Source organism: Rahnella sp. NRRL B-41462, assembly GCF_003263525.1.
Taxonomy (GTDB): Bacteria; Pseudomonadota; Gammaproteobacteria; order Enterobacterales; family Enterobacteriaceae; genus Rahnella; species Rahnella aceris.
The window spans coordinates 16,981-32,190 of record NZ_JYDF01000044.1; the positions used below are offsets into that span (position 1 = coordinate 16,981).

The window sequence follows — 15,210 nt, forward strand, 5'->3', positions numbered from 1 at the left end:
TCCGGTTAGCGATATGCAGCAACAGTTGCCGAGAATTCATTTATGGCACGTACAGCATCAAATTGGTTTTCGATTCCCATCGGGATGCCATAATCTTCGGTATAACGGTAAGGCGTTGCATAGAAAGGAATCGCATTGCCCGCCATAATTGAGGAGACTTTGGTATAGCCCTGAGCATAGTTCGAACCTTCACCACCATGACTGAGTCCCATGTTATGTCCAAATTCATGGCGCATAACAGTGGTGCCACAATTTACAGAACCGGTTGCGACCATATTAAAGGCAGATGATCTAACCCAGGCCAGGCCACAACCTTCTTCTGTACCGGTAAAATAAATGGCATCAGCATGCAGTTTGTCACGCAGTTGCTGAACTTCAGGGTCGCTGCGCAGTGCAGATAATGGATCACCCAGCGCCTTCCATCCCGGAGCGGCTTTAATCTTGACAATATCAGCCTGACGCAAGCGGAAGTTTGCTCCCGAATTTTCTAATGCTTCATTAGTTAAAGCGAAACTTTCAAACATTCTTGCGCGCATGGCGGCTTCACCCAAACGGTCAGCCGCCTTATCGCTATACAGTAAAAGCATATTTATAATACGTGTTTCTTGTTCCCAGATACCCCGGTCATTCATTTTAAATGCTGTCGTGTCACCATTATTGACCCGCCCCAGGCGCGTACCGGCAGCACTGACATCGAATCCCCACAGAGCGTGGGAGATAACAACAACGCGATCGCCTCGTTTCGCATCCATCGGTAATTTTAAATTGGCGACATAATTAGCGTCAGCAGACTCCACGTTCGTCACCGGATGAATCAATGTCGGAAGATTCCCTCCGGAGAGTTTACCCGCCTGATAAGTGTCTACGGGGCTTTTGATAATGGTCCACAATCCTTTTTCACTGATAAATGTAAACTTGTACTCATCCCCTTTTTTAATTTTCAGCGAGCCTTCGTAGTCAATATGTGAGTTACTGATCTCTGACAACTGAGCGGAATCTGATTTAATTCTGATTTGATCCCTGTCTCCTGCTTTGGCAGGTAAAGTAATATGAAATGACATTCCCTCTTTGATATCAAGCAGGGTCCGGGGCGAAGTCGGATAAGGCACTTCAGGCATAGTTTTACCCATATCTATAACCCTCAGCGGTGCCTGTTCAATCACCCACGCAGACTTATTAGCATGATAAACAAATGTATAGGTGTCGCTCGTTTTTAATATTGTCGAGGAAGGATATAACTGGTTTTCACCGCTAATTGAAGAATCCCATGTCGCGTCCGAGCGAACCGTAACAATATCTCCGTCCTTACCGGATTTTGGCAAATATAATTTTTTAAACCATCCACCATTGTACATATCAAAGAAGGTGATTTTTTTATGATTCTCATCAAGTCTTTCAGAATGGCCCTCCGGATTTAAATAAGAGACATTGTCACCGCTAATAACCCATTTATTTTTTGAGGATGAATAAGTAAACTTGTATTTCTCACCACTTTTTATTGCCAGCTGGCTAATGGCAATATCGACATTTCCGGCCAAAATATTGGTAGTGTATGTGGCGCTCGAAGTAATCTCTACTACCGCATTATTCTTCGCACTCGCAGGTAACGAGACCGGTGAAGTCCAGTTACCGTCAGCTAATTTATAATCAACCTTGTCATAACCTGAAGGTATTAATCCGCCTACGTCATGCGGGGTTACTGCAATCTCCGCAGCATACGTTGTAGATATGGCAACAGGACTTATCAGCAAAGCCGTTAATAATCCAGTTTTATTCATAATGATTCCTTTTATGATTTATTGTTATGCGAAAGACAAAATAGCAAAGCAATGAAATAACATAAATAACCAGTACGCCCCTGAATATATAATTAAGTAAACTTAAAACGTCACGATAAAATAAATAAAAAATTCAAACATAAAAAAATAATGTTCAACGAAAGTTTTTACGCATAAATGGATAGCTTAGCGATCTCACTAAATTGTGTAATTAATGCACCTTACATCACACTATTTACATTTACTTAACGCAAAACATTTATAGGTTGCGATTTTTAAACAATAATTCAGCAAAATTACACTCTGTGACCACACCCTACGTCCATTTAAAACAGCGCTGTCATGAAAAAGCGCTCACTCATAAGGAGTTGTACATCATGAAAAGCGTCAAGTCCGGGATAACCTGGCTGGTGGTGGCGTTAATCGGGGCTTTTGCCTTTGGAATGCTGGCCCTGAGCCGGGGCGAACATGTTAACGCCCTGTGGCTGGTGGTCGCTGCCGTTGCCTGTTACAGCATTGCCTACCGTTTCTACAGCCTGTTTATCGCAGAAAAAGTCTTCGAACTCGATGACAAACGCATGACACCTGCCGAGCGTCGTAACGACGGGCTGGATTATGTGCCGACCAATAAATGGGTTTTGTTCGGCCACCACTTTGCCGCCATCGCAGGCGCGGGTCCGCTGGTCGGCCCGATACTGGCTGCGCAAATGGGTTTCCTGCCGGGCACGATCTGGATCCTGGTCGGCGTGATGCTCGCCGGTGCGGTGCAAGACTTCCTGATCCTGTTCATCTCCACCCGTCGTGACGGCCGTTCACTGGGCGAAATGGCAAAGCAGGAACTGGGCAGTTTCGCGGGCGTGATCACCATGCTCGGCGCGCTGGGCGTGATGATTATCATTCTTTCCGCGCTGGCGTTAGTGGTCGTCAAAGCGCTGGCCGATAGCCCGTGGGGTCTGTTCACCATTGCCGCGACCATTCCCATTGCCCTGTTTATGGGCATCTATATGCGTTTTCTGCGTCCGGGGAAAATTGCAGAAGTGTCGGTGATTGGCTTCGTGCTGATGATGCTCGCCATCGTTTACGGCGGCAACGTCGCGGCGGATCCTTACTGGGGACCGTTCTTTACCCTGCACGGCACCACGCTGACCTGGGTGCTGGTGATCTATGGGTTTATTGCCTCAGTATTGCCGGTCTGGCTGCTGCTGGCACCGCGCGATTATCTCTCAACGTTCCTGAAAATAGGCGTCATTGTCGGGCTGGCGGTCGGTATCGTCTTTGCTATGCCAGAGATGAAAATGCCAGCGGTTTCGCGCTTTATTGACGGCAGCGGCCCGGTATTCTCCGGCAGCCTGTTCCCGTTCCTGTTTATCACTATCGCCTGCGGGTCGATTTCCGGTTTCCATGCGCTGGTCTCGAGCGGCACAACGCCGAAGCTGATTGAGCGCGAAAGCCATATCCGCTTTATCGGCTACGGCGCGATGCTGATGGAGTCGTTCGTGGCAATCATGGCGCTGATTTGTGCGTCGGTTATCGACCCGGGGGTGTATTTTGCGATGAACTCTCCGGCGGCGCTGATCGGCACCACGGCAGAGAGCGCTTCACAGGTGATTAACGGCTGGGGCTTTGTCATCACGCCAGACATTCTTACGCAAATAGCCAAAGATGTCGGCGAGCAGTCAATCCTTTCCCGTGCCGGTGGCGCACCGACCTTCGCTGTCGGGATGGCACACATCATCACCGATGTGTTTAACAGCCGCGCGATGATGGCCTTCTGGTATCACTTCGCGATCCTGTTCGAAGCCTTATTTATTCTGACCGCAGTGGATGCCGGTACCCGCGCCTGCCGCTTTATGGTGCAGGATCTGGTGGGTGTCGCCGTCCCTTCGCTGGCGAATAACCGTTCGTGGATCGGCACCTTCGCCGGTACCACCGTCGCGGTTGCGGGCTGGGGCTTCTTCGTTTATCAGGGTGTCGTCGATCCGCTGGGCGGCATAAATACTCTGTGGCCACTGTTTGGTATTGGTAATCAGATGCTGGCCTCGATGGCGTTGATTCTGGGCACCGTGGTGCTGTTCAAAATGAAGAAACAGCGCTACGCCTGGGTCACGATTTTGCCGACTATCTGGCTGTTTATCACCTCGATGACTGCGGGCTGGCAGAAGATTTTCCACGAAAAACCGTCGATTGGATTCCTGGCGCAGGCGAAGAAATTCTCTGCCGGGATCGACAGCGGCGAAATCATTAAACCGGCCAAAACGCTGGCGGACATGCAAACCATCGTGCTGAACAATCAGATCAACGCCATCCTGTGTGGATTCTTTATGCTGGTGGCGGTCACCATGCTGATTTCAGCGTTCTTCGTTATCCGTCGCGCGCTGCAATCGAGCACACCGACAGTGCATGAAACGGCTGTTGTACAACGTCGCGAGGCCCGCCATGTCTGATTCAAGAGCATTATTTAAAACCGCGCGCCCTGCGGCGTTACACGTCATCCGCTGTCAGCCGTTGTTCACCGTGCAGCCCAAACCACACAATGTGACCGGCTGGCTGAAACTGGCGATAAAACGCACTGCTCAGAGTTTTCGCCTGATGGTCGGCGTGCAGGATTATCAGAATTATGTCCGGCACATGAAGGTCAGACACCCGGAAATGACGCCGATGACGGAACGCGAATTCCACCGGCGATGCCTTGAAGCCCGGTTCCCGAGCGAAGGCGGGAAAATGGGGAAATGTCCGTGCTGACATCAGAGTGACCCCTCCGGCTCAGTCACGATGTCGTGTTTTACACCTTCCTCTTCACACAGGGGAAGGTGTCGTCACACCACCTGAAATGCAAAGCCTTTTATATTTTTTAATTGCCCGGTGATGTCAGCCTGAAAACCTCACAGTGAAATGTGTTGTCTTGTGATTTTAGCCCCCTCGTATCTGGTGATAATTTAGCCGCATTAGTTTTATTGAGAATTCATTTTTACTTCTGAGGGCATCACTATGATCGAGGCAACACATATCCGGGACATCCTCCTGATGGATCACCGTATTGTACTTTGCGTCATTGGAATGGCGGCGTGGGGCGGGATTGTTCGCTATATCATGCTCAGGCAGCAGAAACCCATCCTGGATGAAATCAGGGCATGCATGTTGCAGATTGTTGTTTCCTGCTTCAGCGGAATGCTGTTGAGTATTTTCGTTCTGTCACGCAACGCCAACGATGACCGGTTACTGGTCATTGCCGGTTTGGGCGGGGTATTTGCCGGGCCACTTCTCACCCTTATCGGTAAGAGAATCGCTGGCTTTGTTGACAACTACAGTCCGGCGTCTAAATAAGCGCATTCACCTCTTCCCCGGCAAAATCTATGCGCCGGGGATTTTTTTGCCTTGCTCTGGTTAGCTGAATGTTAACGCCCCGCTTAACTCGCCACTAACATCGGCTCTGCCACCGGAGCCGTCTGTTCGAAAACCAGAGACAGCAGGATCTTCTTCACCGCCATGGCTTCCTGCGATAACGCCAGCGTTTCACAAACACACAGCGAAAGCGGAACCTGAATCGCCGGACTGCTGATGCATGACATCCAGGCTTTAGCCGGACCCGTCATGGTGCGGGCAGCGGATTCAGGCAAAATAGTCGCCCCCAGACCGCTGGCAACGGCGGCAGTCAGCGTGGCGGAAGATTCAATTTCACCAATGATATTGGCACTTAAACGGCGCAACGCCATCGCATCATCCACCAGACGGCGGGTGACATTGTGGGAACGCGGCATGAACAGGTTTAGTTTTGCCACCTCAGCCAGTTCGACATATTTACCCGGATTCGGCACAGAATGCGCGCCGACCAGATACAAATCTTCTTTCATCAGCGGCTGACTGCTCAACCCTGAGGCCACGCTGGTGCCATAAAAGACCGCCATATCCATGCGCCCGTTGAGCACTAAATCGCCCAGCGCAGTGCCGAAATTCTCGTTGAGATACAGCAGAATGCCCGGGTGCTGCTTGCGGACAGCCTGTAGCAACGGCAACGCCAGCCCGGAGGCGGCAGTGCCCGGCGCAAGGCCGACAGAAACCTGTCCGCTAAGCGATTGTCCGGCGTTATTCACGGCACTGTGGATTTGGTCGCACTGGCGCAAAATGGCCTGGGCGTGGGAATAAAGAATATTACCTGCTTCGGTAGGAGTGACGCCGCGCTTGGTGCGAATCAGCAATTGTTGCTGCAATTCCCCTTCCAGTGTCGCCAGTTGCTGGCTTAATGCCGGTTGGGCGATATGCAGAACATCAGCGGCCTGTGTCAGGCTGCCAATATCGACGATTTTCACAAAGTATTTCAGACGTCTGAGATTCATCTCTGTCTCCATTTTGCGCGAAAAGGGATAACCCTGGACTGTTGTTATGAAGGTAAGTTATCTACGCAAACGATTAGCGTGACTGATAAAAGCAAGATTTACGCCAATCTCCGGCATGCAGATTAAAAACGCCTGCTTCAGAGGCTAATACCGCAAAATATAAGAGAAAACTATTACGCGTGACGTGTGGAAAACGGAGGGCGCGGGGAATCTCAGAGGGAATTCACTGCGCTGATAAAGAAGGATGCACCAATATCATGCATTCTTATAGGTCACCCTTATAAATTAGCAGGGTTAATAACAGCGATGCCACGAAACAGATTCGCAGCATCACGTCCTGACGTCGCGTTTATATTGACGGGATCATGCCGCCATCGACGCGGATCACCGAACCGGTTACATATGACGCCTGCTGGCTGGCAAGAAACGCCGCCACAGCGCCATACTCTTCCGGTTTACCGTAGCGTTTTGCCGGAATGCTGGCGGCACTTTTTTGCCGCTACCTCTTCGACCGATGTCCCTTCCCGCCCGGCGCGTGCGGCATCGAGCTGACCCAGACGCTGCGTGGAAATACGCCCCGGCACCATCACGTTAACCGTGATGCCGTCACCCGCCACTTCGGAGGCCAGCGTTTTCGACCAGCCGGCCAGCGCCATGCGTAAAGTATTCGACATGCCGAGGTTGGCAATTGGCGCGATCACGCCCGACGACGTGCTGGTAATAATCCGCCCCCAGCCCGCATTGTGCATATCCGGCAGCACTTTATCGGTCAGTTGAATAAGCGAACTCACCATCGTGGAGAACTGAGATTGCCACGCATCCGGCGCGACGCCAGCCGCCTTCGTCGGCGGTGGCCCGCCTGAGTTGTTTATCAGAATACCCACCGGTCCGAATGTGCGGCGGATTTGCATCAGCACATCATCAAAGCTTTCCGGTGCTGTCAGATCCAGCACCCACGCCTGCGCGGTACCGCCCTGTTTTTCAATCAGGCTGACAGTTTCCTGCAACGCACTGAGCGTTCGCCCGCAAACCGCCACCTGAACGCCTTCGCCTGCCAGAGCAGTGGCCATCGCACGGCCTAAACCGCCGCCTGCGCCACTGACCAGCGCCACGCGGCCCTGAATACCAAAATCCATCACTTTTTCCTCTGGTTTATGTAAGACAAAAACAGCGGATCACCCCACTTTGCTGACTTTGTTAAGCACCATCTGATAAGCCGATTGCAGGTGGCTGCGCATCATGTCCGCCGCCGCTTCCATCCGCCCTTCCAGCACGGCGTCGATGATGGCGACATGTTCCTCGCACCATTCGCGCACACGCTGTTTATTGGTGTAACTGCCGAACTCCAGCAGGCGGCGCAGCCGGTTTTGCTGCTGAATTGCCTGTAATACAAAAATATTGCCGCTGAACTCCGCCAGCATTTCATGAAAGGTGGCGTCCGTTTCGAAAATCTGACGGCCATCAACGGCCAGAATATCCGGATGCGTAATCAGATAAATATGCTGCATCCGCAGGCGGCGCAGCGCGCTTTTATCGGCGTGAAAACCTGCCGCCATTAGCGCGCCCGGCTCAATCATCAGACGGAATCCGTAGCCGTTACTCAGCGCTACATCGGTATTCAGGGTCGGTAAGAATGACCAGCCATGCCCTTTGTTGCGAGCGATCAACCCGTCTTCCGCCAGACGCAGCAACGTGCGCGCCAGCACGCCACGATCGACGTCATAGCGCTGGGCGATTTCCGTCTGCGTCAGGGAATCCGGCAACTTTCCGGCGATACGGTCTTTCACCAGTTGCTCGTATAAATCCTGATCATTACTGGCGGGGATATCAATGCTGATGCGCTGAAGTTCATCGAAGGCTTTCAGCAGGAAAAAACCCTGATTGCGTCGCGCTTCGATAATGCCTAATTCACACAGTAATTTCAGGGCAGTACGCACCGGCGTACGCGACACACCGAGCATATCAGCCAGTTGTTGCTCCCTGAGATGATGACCTGGCTCAAATTTTGCTTCACGTATCAGGTCAAGGATTTGGTTTGCCAGACGCCTTCCGCTGGCTGTCGTAGTTTGGGTCATGGAATAGCAGCACCTGAAAGTATTTGTTGTTTAGGTTTGTACAATATCACAAGCCTTGAGGATGGTGAAGTCTGGTTACAAAGCCCCCAAATCGTGCAATTAATGCACCAAAAAAGAGCCTTGACTCACAAATTTAATTGTATTTAATGAGACACAAAGAGCAATCCTGCTCATGGGAAACTGGAGTCTGTCATGTCAAAAAAAGCTTTTTTGCGTCGATATGCCGCCGTCTCTCTGGCCGCTATTTGCCTGAGTGCCCCGTTGTTCAGCCAGGCTGCTGCGCCAGTTCTGGTCAGTAAAGGTCATCTGACGTATGGCACCGCCGCCACGTTCATGCCGTTTGAATTTACTAAAGATGGCAAGCTGACCGGTTTCGATATCGATCTCATCACCGCCCTGTCGAAAAAACTGGCGCTGACACCGGAACCGATGTCGATGGAGTTCAAAGGACTGATCCCCGCGTTGCAGGGCAAACGTCTCGATATCATCAACTCAGCGATGTACATCAACCCGACCCGTTCTGAGCAGGTGGATTTTGTGCCGTACCTGAAAATCGGCAGCCGCGTCATTGTGGCGAAAGGCAATCCGGAAAAAATCACCGGTCGAGATTTGTCCCTGTGCGGCAAAAACATCGCCGTGACGCTGGGCGGCATTGAAGAAAGTCAGGCGCGTGCAGACAACCAAAAATGTCTGGATGCGAAAAAACCGGCGCTGACCGTGCTGACCTTCCCGGCTGCCACGGATTCCGCCGTCGCAGTGGCACAAAAACGTGCTGATGCAGAATTCCTGTCAACGCCGGGTGCTGTGGCGCTGCTGAGTGAAAAAGGCGATACCTTCGAAGCCGTCGGCGCTGAGTTTGAAGCAGACACGCACATCGGTTTTGCCGTGCGTAAAGGCGATACCGAAATGAAATCGCTGCTGGAAAAAGGCCTTCAGGACGTGGTGAAAGACGGAACTTATCAAAAAATCATCAGCAAATGGCAGTTCCCGGCTTCGGTGTCCATTTTCTGAAACCGTGATGTTAAGTAAAGCGTTGCCCTGACGTTGAGGAAAGTTCATGTCACTTGATCTTGTTTGGCAATACCTGTTCTCACCGGCGTTCTTTCAGGGCGCATTAATGACCTTGTTGTTAACGGTGTGCTCGTTGTTCTTTGGCATTATTGCGGGGCTGGTGCTGGCCCTGCTGCAGGAATCCCGCTTCCGGGCGGGATCCGTTCTGGCCTTCTTCTATCTCTGGTTATTTCGCGGCACACCGGTGCTGTTCCAGATTATTTTCGTTTACAACGTCCTGCCAACCTTCGGCCTGCGCTTCTCCGCTTTCACCTGTGCGGTGATGGCGCTGTCCTTAAATGAAGGGGCGTATATGGCGGAGATTTTACGCTCCGGCTTACAGGCCGTACGCAGCGGGCAGCGAACGGCGGGGATGGCGCTCGGCATGACTCAGAGCCAGATCATGCGCAAGATTGTGTTGCCACAGGCCGCGCGCATCGTGTTGCCGCCGATGGGCAATCAGATGATCAGCATGCTGAAGTCGAGCGCACTGGTGTCGGTGATTGCCGTGCAGGAACTGCTGCTTATCGCCAATCAGACCGCCAGCGCCAGCTTCCGATATTTCGAAGCACTGTGCGCCGCAGGTATTTACTACCTGGTGCTGACTTCCGTATTCATGGTCGGACAGGCCTGGCTGGAACGTTCGCTTGATCCGAAAAAGCGCAAGAAACCCGCGCTGTCACTGACTGAACGCCTGCTGCGCAGCAGCACGCCAAACTGAGGAGAAGTCCGTGAGTCAATCCAAACCGGTTCTGGAAATCATCGGCGTCGATAAACATTTTGGCGCACAACACGTGCTTAAAAACTGTTCACTGAATGTGGTTCAGGGCGAAACCGTGGTGCTGATTGGTCCGTCAGGCTCAGGCAAATCTACCCTGCTGCGCTGCATCAATTTGCTGGAGCCGATCCAGGGGGGGTCGATCTTCTTTCGCAATCAGGACATCACCCACGCCAGTATCGAGCCGCATAAATTACGCCGTGACATCGGCATGGTGTTCCAGAACTACGAACTGTTTTCCCATCTGACGGCGGCCGAAAACATCATGCTCGCGCCGATGACCGTGCTGGGCGTCAGCCGCAGTGAAGCCGAGGCGCAGGCACTGGAACTGCTCGGCAAAGTACGAATTCCTGATAAAGCCGATTCGTTCCCGGATGAGCTTTCCGGCGGCCAGCAGCAACGTGTCGCCATTGCCCGTGCACTGGCGATGAAACCCAAACTGATGCTGTTTGACGAGCCGACTTCGGCGCTCGACCCGGAAATGATCCGCGAAGTGCTCGACGTGATGGCCGATCTCAGCGCCGAAGGCATGACCAGCATTGTGGTCACGCATGAAATGGGCTTCGCGAAACGTGCAGCCAATCACATCGTCTTTATGGAAAACGGCGAAATCATCGAAAACGCGACCGGCGAAAAATTCTTCGGCGGCGATGTCAGCCTGCGGGCACAACGTTTCTTAGATCAAATCTTACATTGATCCTTTTCAGCATTCTCAAAACACCTATTGCGCCCTCACCAGGGGCCTGACTTTTGCCACAACACTGTTTTCAGGAGACACCGATGAGTCTTTCATCGCCCGATATCAGCAGAATGAAACGCGATCTTGCCGCACTGGTGGCGATCAATACCGAAAACCCGCCGGGACGTGAACGCGAGGCCGCAGAGCTTATCAGCGCCATGCTCAGCGACATCGGCTTCGACATGACGCTCAGCGAGTACGCACCGGGACGCACCAACGTGATTGGCAGGCTGGAAAACGGCAGCGGCCCGTGCTTTGCCTTTAATACCCACATCGACGTCGTACCGGCCGGTGAAGGCTGGCAGCAGGATCCGTTCACCCTCACCGAACGCGACGGGCGGTTGTATGGCCGCGGAGCCTGCGACGCTAAAGGCCCGCTGATCGCCATGATCGAAGCCATGCGCTGGCTCGCGGCCAACCGCAATGACTGGCGCGGCACGCTGATGGCGATTTTTGTCGCCGACGAAGAAGTCGCCAGCGAAGGCGCGAAGTTTTATGTGCGCGAAGCCCCGGCGCATATCGATTACGTGGTGATCGGCGAACCGACGTCCAACACCACATACTCGGCGCACAAAGGCAGTTTACGTCCGCTGGTTCGCGTTCATGGCGTCACCGCGCATTCCGGCACACCGGAGCTGGGCGAGAACGCTATTTTCCGTGCCGCGCAACTGCTCGGTCTGGTGGAAGAAACGCATGAACATACCGTGCGTTGTCGCTGCCATCCGCTGGTCGGTAACGCCAGCCTGACGGTCACGCGCATTAGCGGCGGACATGCCGATAACGTGCTGCCGGGCGCCTGCGAATTATTGCTCGACCGGCGTATGGTGCCGGGCGAAGACGAAAACGCCGTGAAACAGGAAATTCAGGATTTACTGCAACTGGCGCAGGAAAAATTCGGTGTGCGCAGCGAAATCATCACCTACAAACCCACCACCGGCGGTGCGACCGAAACCGATTCTGACGATCCGATTGTGCGGGCGGGCGTTGAAGCCTGCGCCGCCCAGGGCAATCCTGAACCCGGCCCGTTCGGTTTTCAGGGAGGATGCGATCTGGTGCATTTTCGCAGTCTGGGCACTAAAGGCATCATCATCGGCCCCGGTTCGCTGGCCGTCGCGCATAAACCTGATGAATTTATCCCCATCGATGAATTCGTGGCAGGCAGCAAAATTTACTGCGATGTTGCCTTAAAAATGCTCAAACGCTGAGGGGAAAACGGTGAAAGCGACATTATATCGCGCCGACCTGCGGTATCCGCATCTGCAACTTTATACCGCCTCGTCGGGCAGTGTGCCGGGGCTGGACACCTTGTATCTGCTGCTTGAAGACAAAAACTTCAACGGGCTGGGCGAAGTGCGCATCAACATGGCGTATCTCAATGGTTACAGCGCCGAACGGGTGTTGAGTGATGTGATCCGTGCGTTGCAGCAACTGGATCTCAGTCAGCCTGCCAGCACAATTTTGCTCAATCTGCCGCAACGGCTGGCGGATTTTCTGGCACCGACACGCATGCTGCTGGATATCGCGCTGCATGATCTGATCGCGCGTCAGGAAGGCATCAGCGTGGCGCAACTGGCGGGCGCAGATAATAGCGAAATGGTGAGTTATCACACCAACCAGACGCTGTTCTGGACGCCGATGGCGCAGATGCTGCAACAGGCGACGGCGTATGTGGATCGCGGTTTTACACAGCTTAAACTGCGCGTCGGCGTGGCTTCGTTCGAAGAAGATGAAGCACGGCTCAGTGCGCTGCGCCGACGTTTCGGGCACGAAATCAGTTTGTCCGCAGATGCCAACGGCCAATGGCAGCCGGAAGCCGCCCGCAGCCATTTAATCTCGCTGGCGAAGTTTGACATGAGTTATCTCGAACAGCCGGTTTCTGACGCTAATGCGCACTATTATCCGACGCTGGCCGAAGCCAGTCCGGTGCCGCTGATGCTCGATGAAAGCATGAGCAGCGAGGCGGATTTAGAACGCATTTTGGCGCTGAACGGCAAGATTATGGCGCATCTCAAACTGGTCAAAATGGGCGGCATTGCGCCGACAATGGCTGCCGCACGACGTCTTACGGCAGCGGGCGTGCCCTTCATGATTGGTCAGATGAACGAAGGCGGTGCCGCTACCGCCGCCGCCCTGCACGTCGCCCGCGCCTGCCAGCCCGCTTACGCCGAACTTTACGGTGCCGACGGGCTGGGTAACGACCCGGTTCACGGCCTTTCCTATCATCAGGGGTTACTCAGCAGCCCGCCGGGCGCGGGGCTGGGTATCCGCTTCACCCCTTCCCAGGCAGAATTTATTCAGGAGTTTGAACAATGACAGCAACATCATTACCCGATACGGGCCGCGTCGTGCCAGGCGCAGAATCTGCATTTCACGAAGAAGAATATCGGCAGCGCATGGCGAAGGCGCGTCAGTTACTGGTGAAAGCCGGTCTGGACGTGATGGTGATCACCGGGCCGGAAAACATCTTTTACCTGACAGGTCAGCAAACACCGGGCTATTACACTTTCCAGACGCTGGTACTGCCGGTGGAAGGCGATCCGGTGTTTGTTATCCGCCAGCTTGAGTATTTCAACTTCATCTCCAACACCTTTATCCGCGATGCGGCGATTTATACCGATGGCGATAATCCGGTGAATTTCCTGCTCGATGTGCTGAAAGCGCGTGGCTGGATGAAGAGCCGGATCGGTATCGATAAACGCGGCTGGTTTCTGCCGATCGCAATATACGAAGCCTTACAGGCTGAAATCGGCACGATCCAGGATGCGGCTGGTGTTATCGAGCAACTGCGCGCCGTGAAATCAGCCGCAGAACTGGAAAAAATGGCGCACGCCGCCCGTTACGTTGACGCTGGCATGCTGGCAGGCCGCGCGGCGATTGCCGCAGGTGCGACAGAAAACGATCTGGTTTCCGCCATGATGGGGGCAGCGATTGCCGCCGGTTCCGAATATATGGGCATGGAACCGCTGGTCTCCAGCGGCCCGCGCACCGGTGTGCCGCACGGTACATGGCGACGCCGTAAAATTCTCGGGGGCGACCCGATTTTCCTTGAAATGGCCGCCACTCACGACCGTTATCACGCGGCCCTGATGCGCTCCGCCTGGCTCGGCAAACCGCCAGCCGTGGCGCTGGAAATGGAAAAAGTCTGTCAGGAAGCGTTGCAGGCTGCACTCGATGCCATCCGTCCGGGCGCGACATGCGAAGCGCCGCATCTGGCCTGTCAGGCCGTTATCGACCGCGCTGGCTATACCGATAACTTCAAAAAACGCACCGGTTATTCGATTGGTATTTCGTTCGCACCGGACTGGGGCGAAGGCGCGATCCTCAGCCTTTACAGCGGCATCACCACCGAATTACAGCCGGGAATGACCTTCCACATTCCGCCTGCATTGCGCATTTACGGCGAATTCACCGTCGGTGTCAGTGAAACCATTGTGGTGACCGAAACCGGCTATCGCGCCCTCGGCACAGTGGATCGTCCGCTGACCTTACTTTGATTTTGCTTTTAACCAGATGATGGGAATTGAATAAATGAAAGACATCAGTGAAAGTCAGGCGCGCCTGAAAGGTATTTTTAATATTACCGTGACGCCTTTTACGCCGGGCGGCGAGTTTGATTTTGCCGGGTTATCCCGCAACATTGAGCGGGTCATCGGCCTCGGTTATGACGGCATTTTGATTGGCGGCACGTACGGTGAATTCCCGGCGATGACCGCCGACGAACGCGCCACGCTGTTCCGCCATGTGATGGAAGTGGTGGGTGACCGCGTGCCGGTAATGTTGTGCAGCGCAGGGTCAGATGTCCGTGTCGTGCGCGATTTAACGCAACTGGCGGGCGATCTGGGTGGCCTGCCGATGGTCACGCCGCCGTTTGTTTCTGAAGTGACCGACGCGCAAATTATCAGCTTCTTCAAACAGATGGCACCGTTATCACGCACCGGTATTTTGGTATATAACGCACCGGGTATCGGCATTACGTTGCCGCCGGTAGTGCTGGAGCAACTGGCCGACATCGACGGCGTGGTGGGTATCAAACAAGGTGATCTGAACCCGACCGCCATCGATCAGATTGCCAACCGTCTTGGCGGGCGTCTGCGTCTGTTCTGCGCCTCCGATCTGGCATTTTTAGGGCCGATGATGTGTGGTTTTGACGGCATCAGCACCACCAACAGCGGCGCTTTGCCGGAAATTATTCTGGCAACCTATCGTGCGCTGGAAAGCGGCGATGCCAGCACCGCACGCGAACTGCACCGTCTGTGGTATCCGTACCGGGCGCTGGCCCGCCGTTTCGGTCAGCCGCAACTGGTAAAAGCGGCCATGAACCTGCGCGGTTTTGACGGCCACCATGTCCGCGCCCCGCTGATTGATCTGCAAGCTGACGTCATCGGGCTGGTGGAGCAGGAACTGCGCCGTCTGGCCGCCGATCCGCGCTCCGGCGTCACCCTGAAGTAACCCGCTT

At 53.8% G+C, this 15,210-nt stretch carries 13 protein-coding genes and 1 pseudogene; 10 read left to right on the top strand and 4 right to left on the bottom strand.

From position 1 onward, the window contains the following. Window positions 1–5 precede the first annotated feature (5 nt). Window positions 6–1,778, bottom strand: a complete 1,773-nt coding sequence (locus UC14_RS11570; RefSeq protein ID WP_112197724.1) for a zinc-dependent metalloprotease family protein — start codon at window positions 1,776–1,778, stop codon at window positions 6–8. A gap of 377 nt (window positions 1,779–2,155) precedes the next feature. Between UC14_RS11570 and UC14_RS11575 the strand changes: the two genes are divergently transcribed. From UC14_RS11575 to UC14_RS11585, 3 genes are all read left to right on the top strand, one after another. Further along, the gene (locus UC14_RS11575; protein ID WP_013574996.1) at window positions 2,156–4,222 is read left to right on the top strand and encodes a carbon starvation CstA family protein; all 2,067 of its coding nucleotides are present in this window, start codon (window positions 2,156–2,158) and stop codon (window positions 4,220–4,222) included. Beyond that, window positions 4,215–4,520 (top strand): YbdD/YjiX family protein, encoded by a 306-nt coding sequence (locus tag UC14_RS11580; protein WP_013574995.1) that lies wholly within the window; start codon window positions 4,215–4,217, stop codon window positions 4,518–4,520. The genes UC14_RS11575 and UC14_RS11580 overlap by 8 nt, the downstream gene beginning before the upstream one ends. Window positions 4,521–4,766: 246 nt before the next feature. Beyond that, on the top strand, window positions 4,767–5,102 hold the full coding sequence (locus UC14_RS11585; protein WP_112197725.1) for a phage holin family protein: 336 nt from the start codon (window positions 4,767–4,769) through the stop codon (window positions 5,100–5,102). Window positions 5,103–5,185: 83 nt separating this feature from the next. Here UC14_RS11585 and nac read toward each other — a convergent pair whose 3' ends face one another. The 3 genes and pseudogenes from nac to UC14_RS11600 form a co-directional block, all read right to left on the bottom strand. Beyond that, a complete protein-coding gene (nac, locus tag UC14_RS11590; protein ID WP_013574993.1) occupies window positions 5,186–6,112 on the bottom strand; it encodes a nitrogen assimilation transcriptional regulator NAC in 927 nt (308 codons plus the stop codon). 349 nt (window positions 6,113–6,461) lie between these two features. Further along, window positions 6,462–7,248: pseudogene (locus UC14_RS11595) on the bottom strand (SDR family oxidoreductase). 39 nt (window positions 7,249–7,287) lie between these two features. Continuing rightward, window positions 7,288–8,187, bottom strand: a complete 900-nt coding sequence (locus UC14_RS11600; protein ID WP_013574991.1) for a GntR family transcriptional regulator — start codon at window positions 8,185–8,187, stop codon at window positions 7,288–7,290. Between the two features lie 192 nt (window positions 8,188–8,379). On the opposite strand from UC14_RS11600, the gene UC14_RS11605 reads away from it, so the two are divergent. From UC14_RS11605 to UC14_RS11635, 7 genes are all read left to right on the top strand, one after another. Then, window positions 8,380–9,198 carry an ABC transporter substrate-binding protein gene (locus UC14_RS11605; RefSeq protein WP_013574990.1) on the top strand — a complete coding sequence of 273 codons (819 nt, stop codon included), beginning with the start codon at window positions 8,380–8,382 and terminating at the stop codon, window positions 9,196–9,198. Between the two features lie 46 nt (window positions 9,199–9,244). Continuing rightward, window positions 9,245–9,958 (top strand): amino acid ABC transporter permease, encoded by a 714-nt coding sequence (locus UC14_RS11610; RefSeq protein WP_013574989.1) that lies wholly within the window; start codon window positions 9,245–9,247, stop codon window positions 9,956–9,958. Window positions 9,959–9,968: 10 nt separating this feature from the next. After that, window positions 9,969–10,712, top strand: a complete 744-nt coding sequence (locus UC14_RS11615; protein WP_013574988.1) for an amino acid ABC transporter ATP-binding protein — start codon at window positions 9,969–9,971, stop codon at window positions 10,710–10,712. A gap of 83 nt (window positions 10,713–10,795) precedes the next feature. After that, on the top strand, window positions 10,796–11,959 hold the full coding sequence (locus UC14_RS11620) for a M20 family metallopeptidase (RefSeq protein ID WP_112197726.1): 1,164 nt from the start codon (window positions 10,796–10,798) through the stop codon (window positions 11,957–11,959). 10 nt (window positions 11,960–11,969) lie between these two features. Beyond that, window positions 11,970–13,067, top strand: a complete 1,098-nt coding sequence (locus UC14_RS11625) for a mandelate racemase/muconate lactonizing enzyme family protein (protein ID WP_112197727.1) — start codon at window positions 11,970–11,972, stop codon at window positions 13,065–13,067. Further along, a complete protein-coding gene (locus tag UC14_RS11630) occupies window positions 13,064–14,248 on the top strand; it encodes a Xaa-Pro peptidase family protein (RefSeq protein ID WP_112197728.1) in 1,185 nt (394 codons plus the stop codon). Before UC14_RS11625 ends, UC14_RS11630 begins: the two co-directional genes overlap by 4 nt. A gap of 34 nt (window positions 14,249–14,282) precedes the next feature. Continuing rightward, on the top strand, window positions 14,283–15,203 hold the full coding sequence (locus UC14_RS11635; protein ID WP_015689654.1) for a dihydrodipicolinate synthase family protein: 921 nt from the start codon (window positions 14,283–14,285) through the stop codon (window positions 15,201–15,203). Window positions 15,204–15,210 lie beyond the last annotated feature (7 nt).

Bases quoted from the DNA above. Each gene is read 5' to 3' on its own strand.
- UC14_RS11570 (WP_112197724.1), bottom strand. From the start codon at position 1,778: ATGAATAAAACTGGATTATTAACGGCTTTGCTGATAAGTCCTGTTGCC.
- UC14_RS11575 (WP_013574996.1), top strand. From the start codon at position 2,156: ATGAAAAGCGTCAAGTCCGGGATAACCTGGCTGGTGGTGGCGTTAATC.
- UC14_RS11580 (WP_013574995.1), top strand. From the start codon at position 4,215: ATGTCTGATTCAAGAGCATTATTTAAAACCGCGCGCCCTGCGGCGTTA.
- UC14_RS11585 (WP_112197725.1), top strand. From the start codon at position 4,767: ATGATCGAGGCAACACATATCCGGGACATCCTCCTGATGGATCACCGT.
- nac (WP_013574993.1), bottom strand. From the start codon at position 6,112: ATGAATCTCAGACGTCTGAAATACTTTGTGAAAATCGTCGATATTGGC.
- UC14_RS11600 (WP_013574991.1), bottom strand. From the start codon at position 8,187: ATGACCCAAACTACGACAGCCAGCGGAAGGCGTCTGGCAAACCAAATC.
- UC14_RS11605 (WP_013574990.1), top strand. From the start codon at position 8,380: ATGTCAAAAAAAGCTTTTTTGCGTCGATATGCCGCCGTCTCTCTGGCC.
- UC14_RS11610 (WP_013574989.1), top strand. From the start codon at position 9,245: ATGTCACTTGATCTTGTTTGGCAATACCTGTTCTCACCGGCGTTCTTT.
- UC14_RS11620 (WP_112197726.1), top strand. From the start codon at position 10,796: ATGAGTCTTTCATCGCCCGATATCAGCAGAATGAAACGCGATCTTGCC.
- UC14_RS11630 (WP_112197728.1), top strand. From the start codon at position 13,064: ATGACAGCAACATCATTACCCGATACGGGCCGCGTCGTGCCAGGCGCA.
- UC14_RS11635 (WP_015689654.1), top strand. From the start codon at position 14,283: ATGAAAGACATCAGTGAAAGTCAGGCGCGCCTGAAAGGTATTTTTAAT.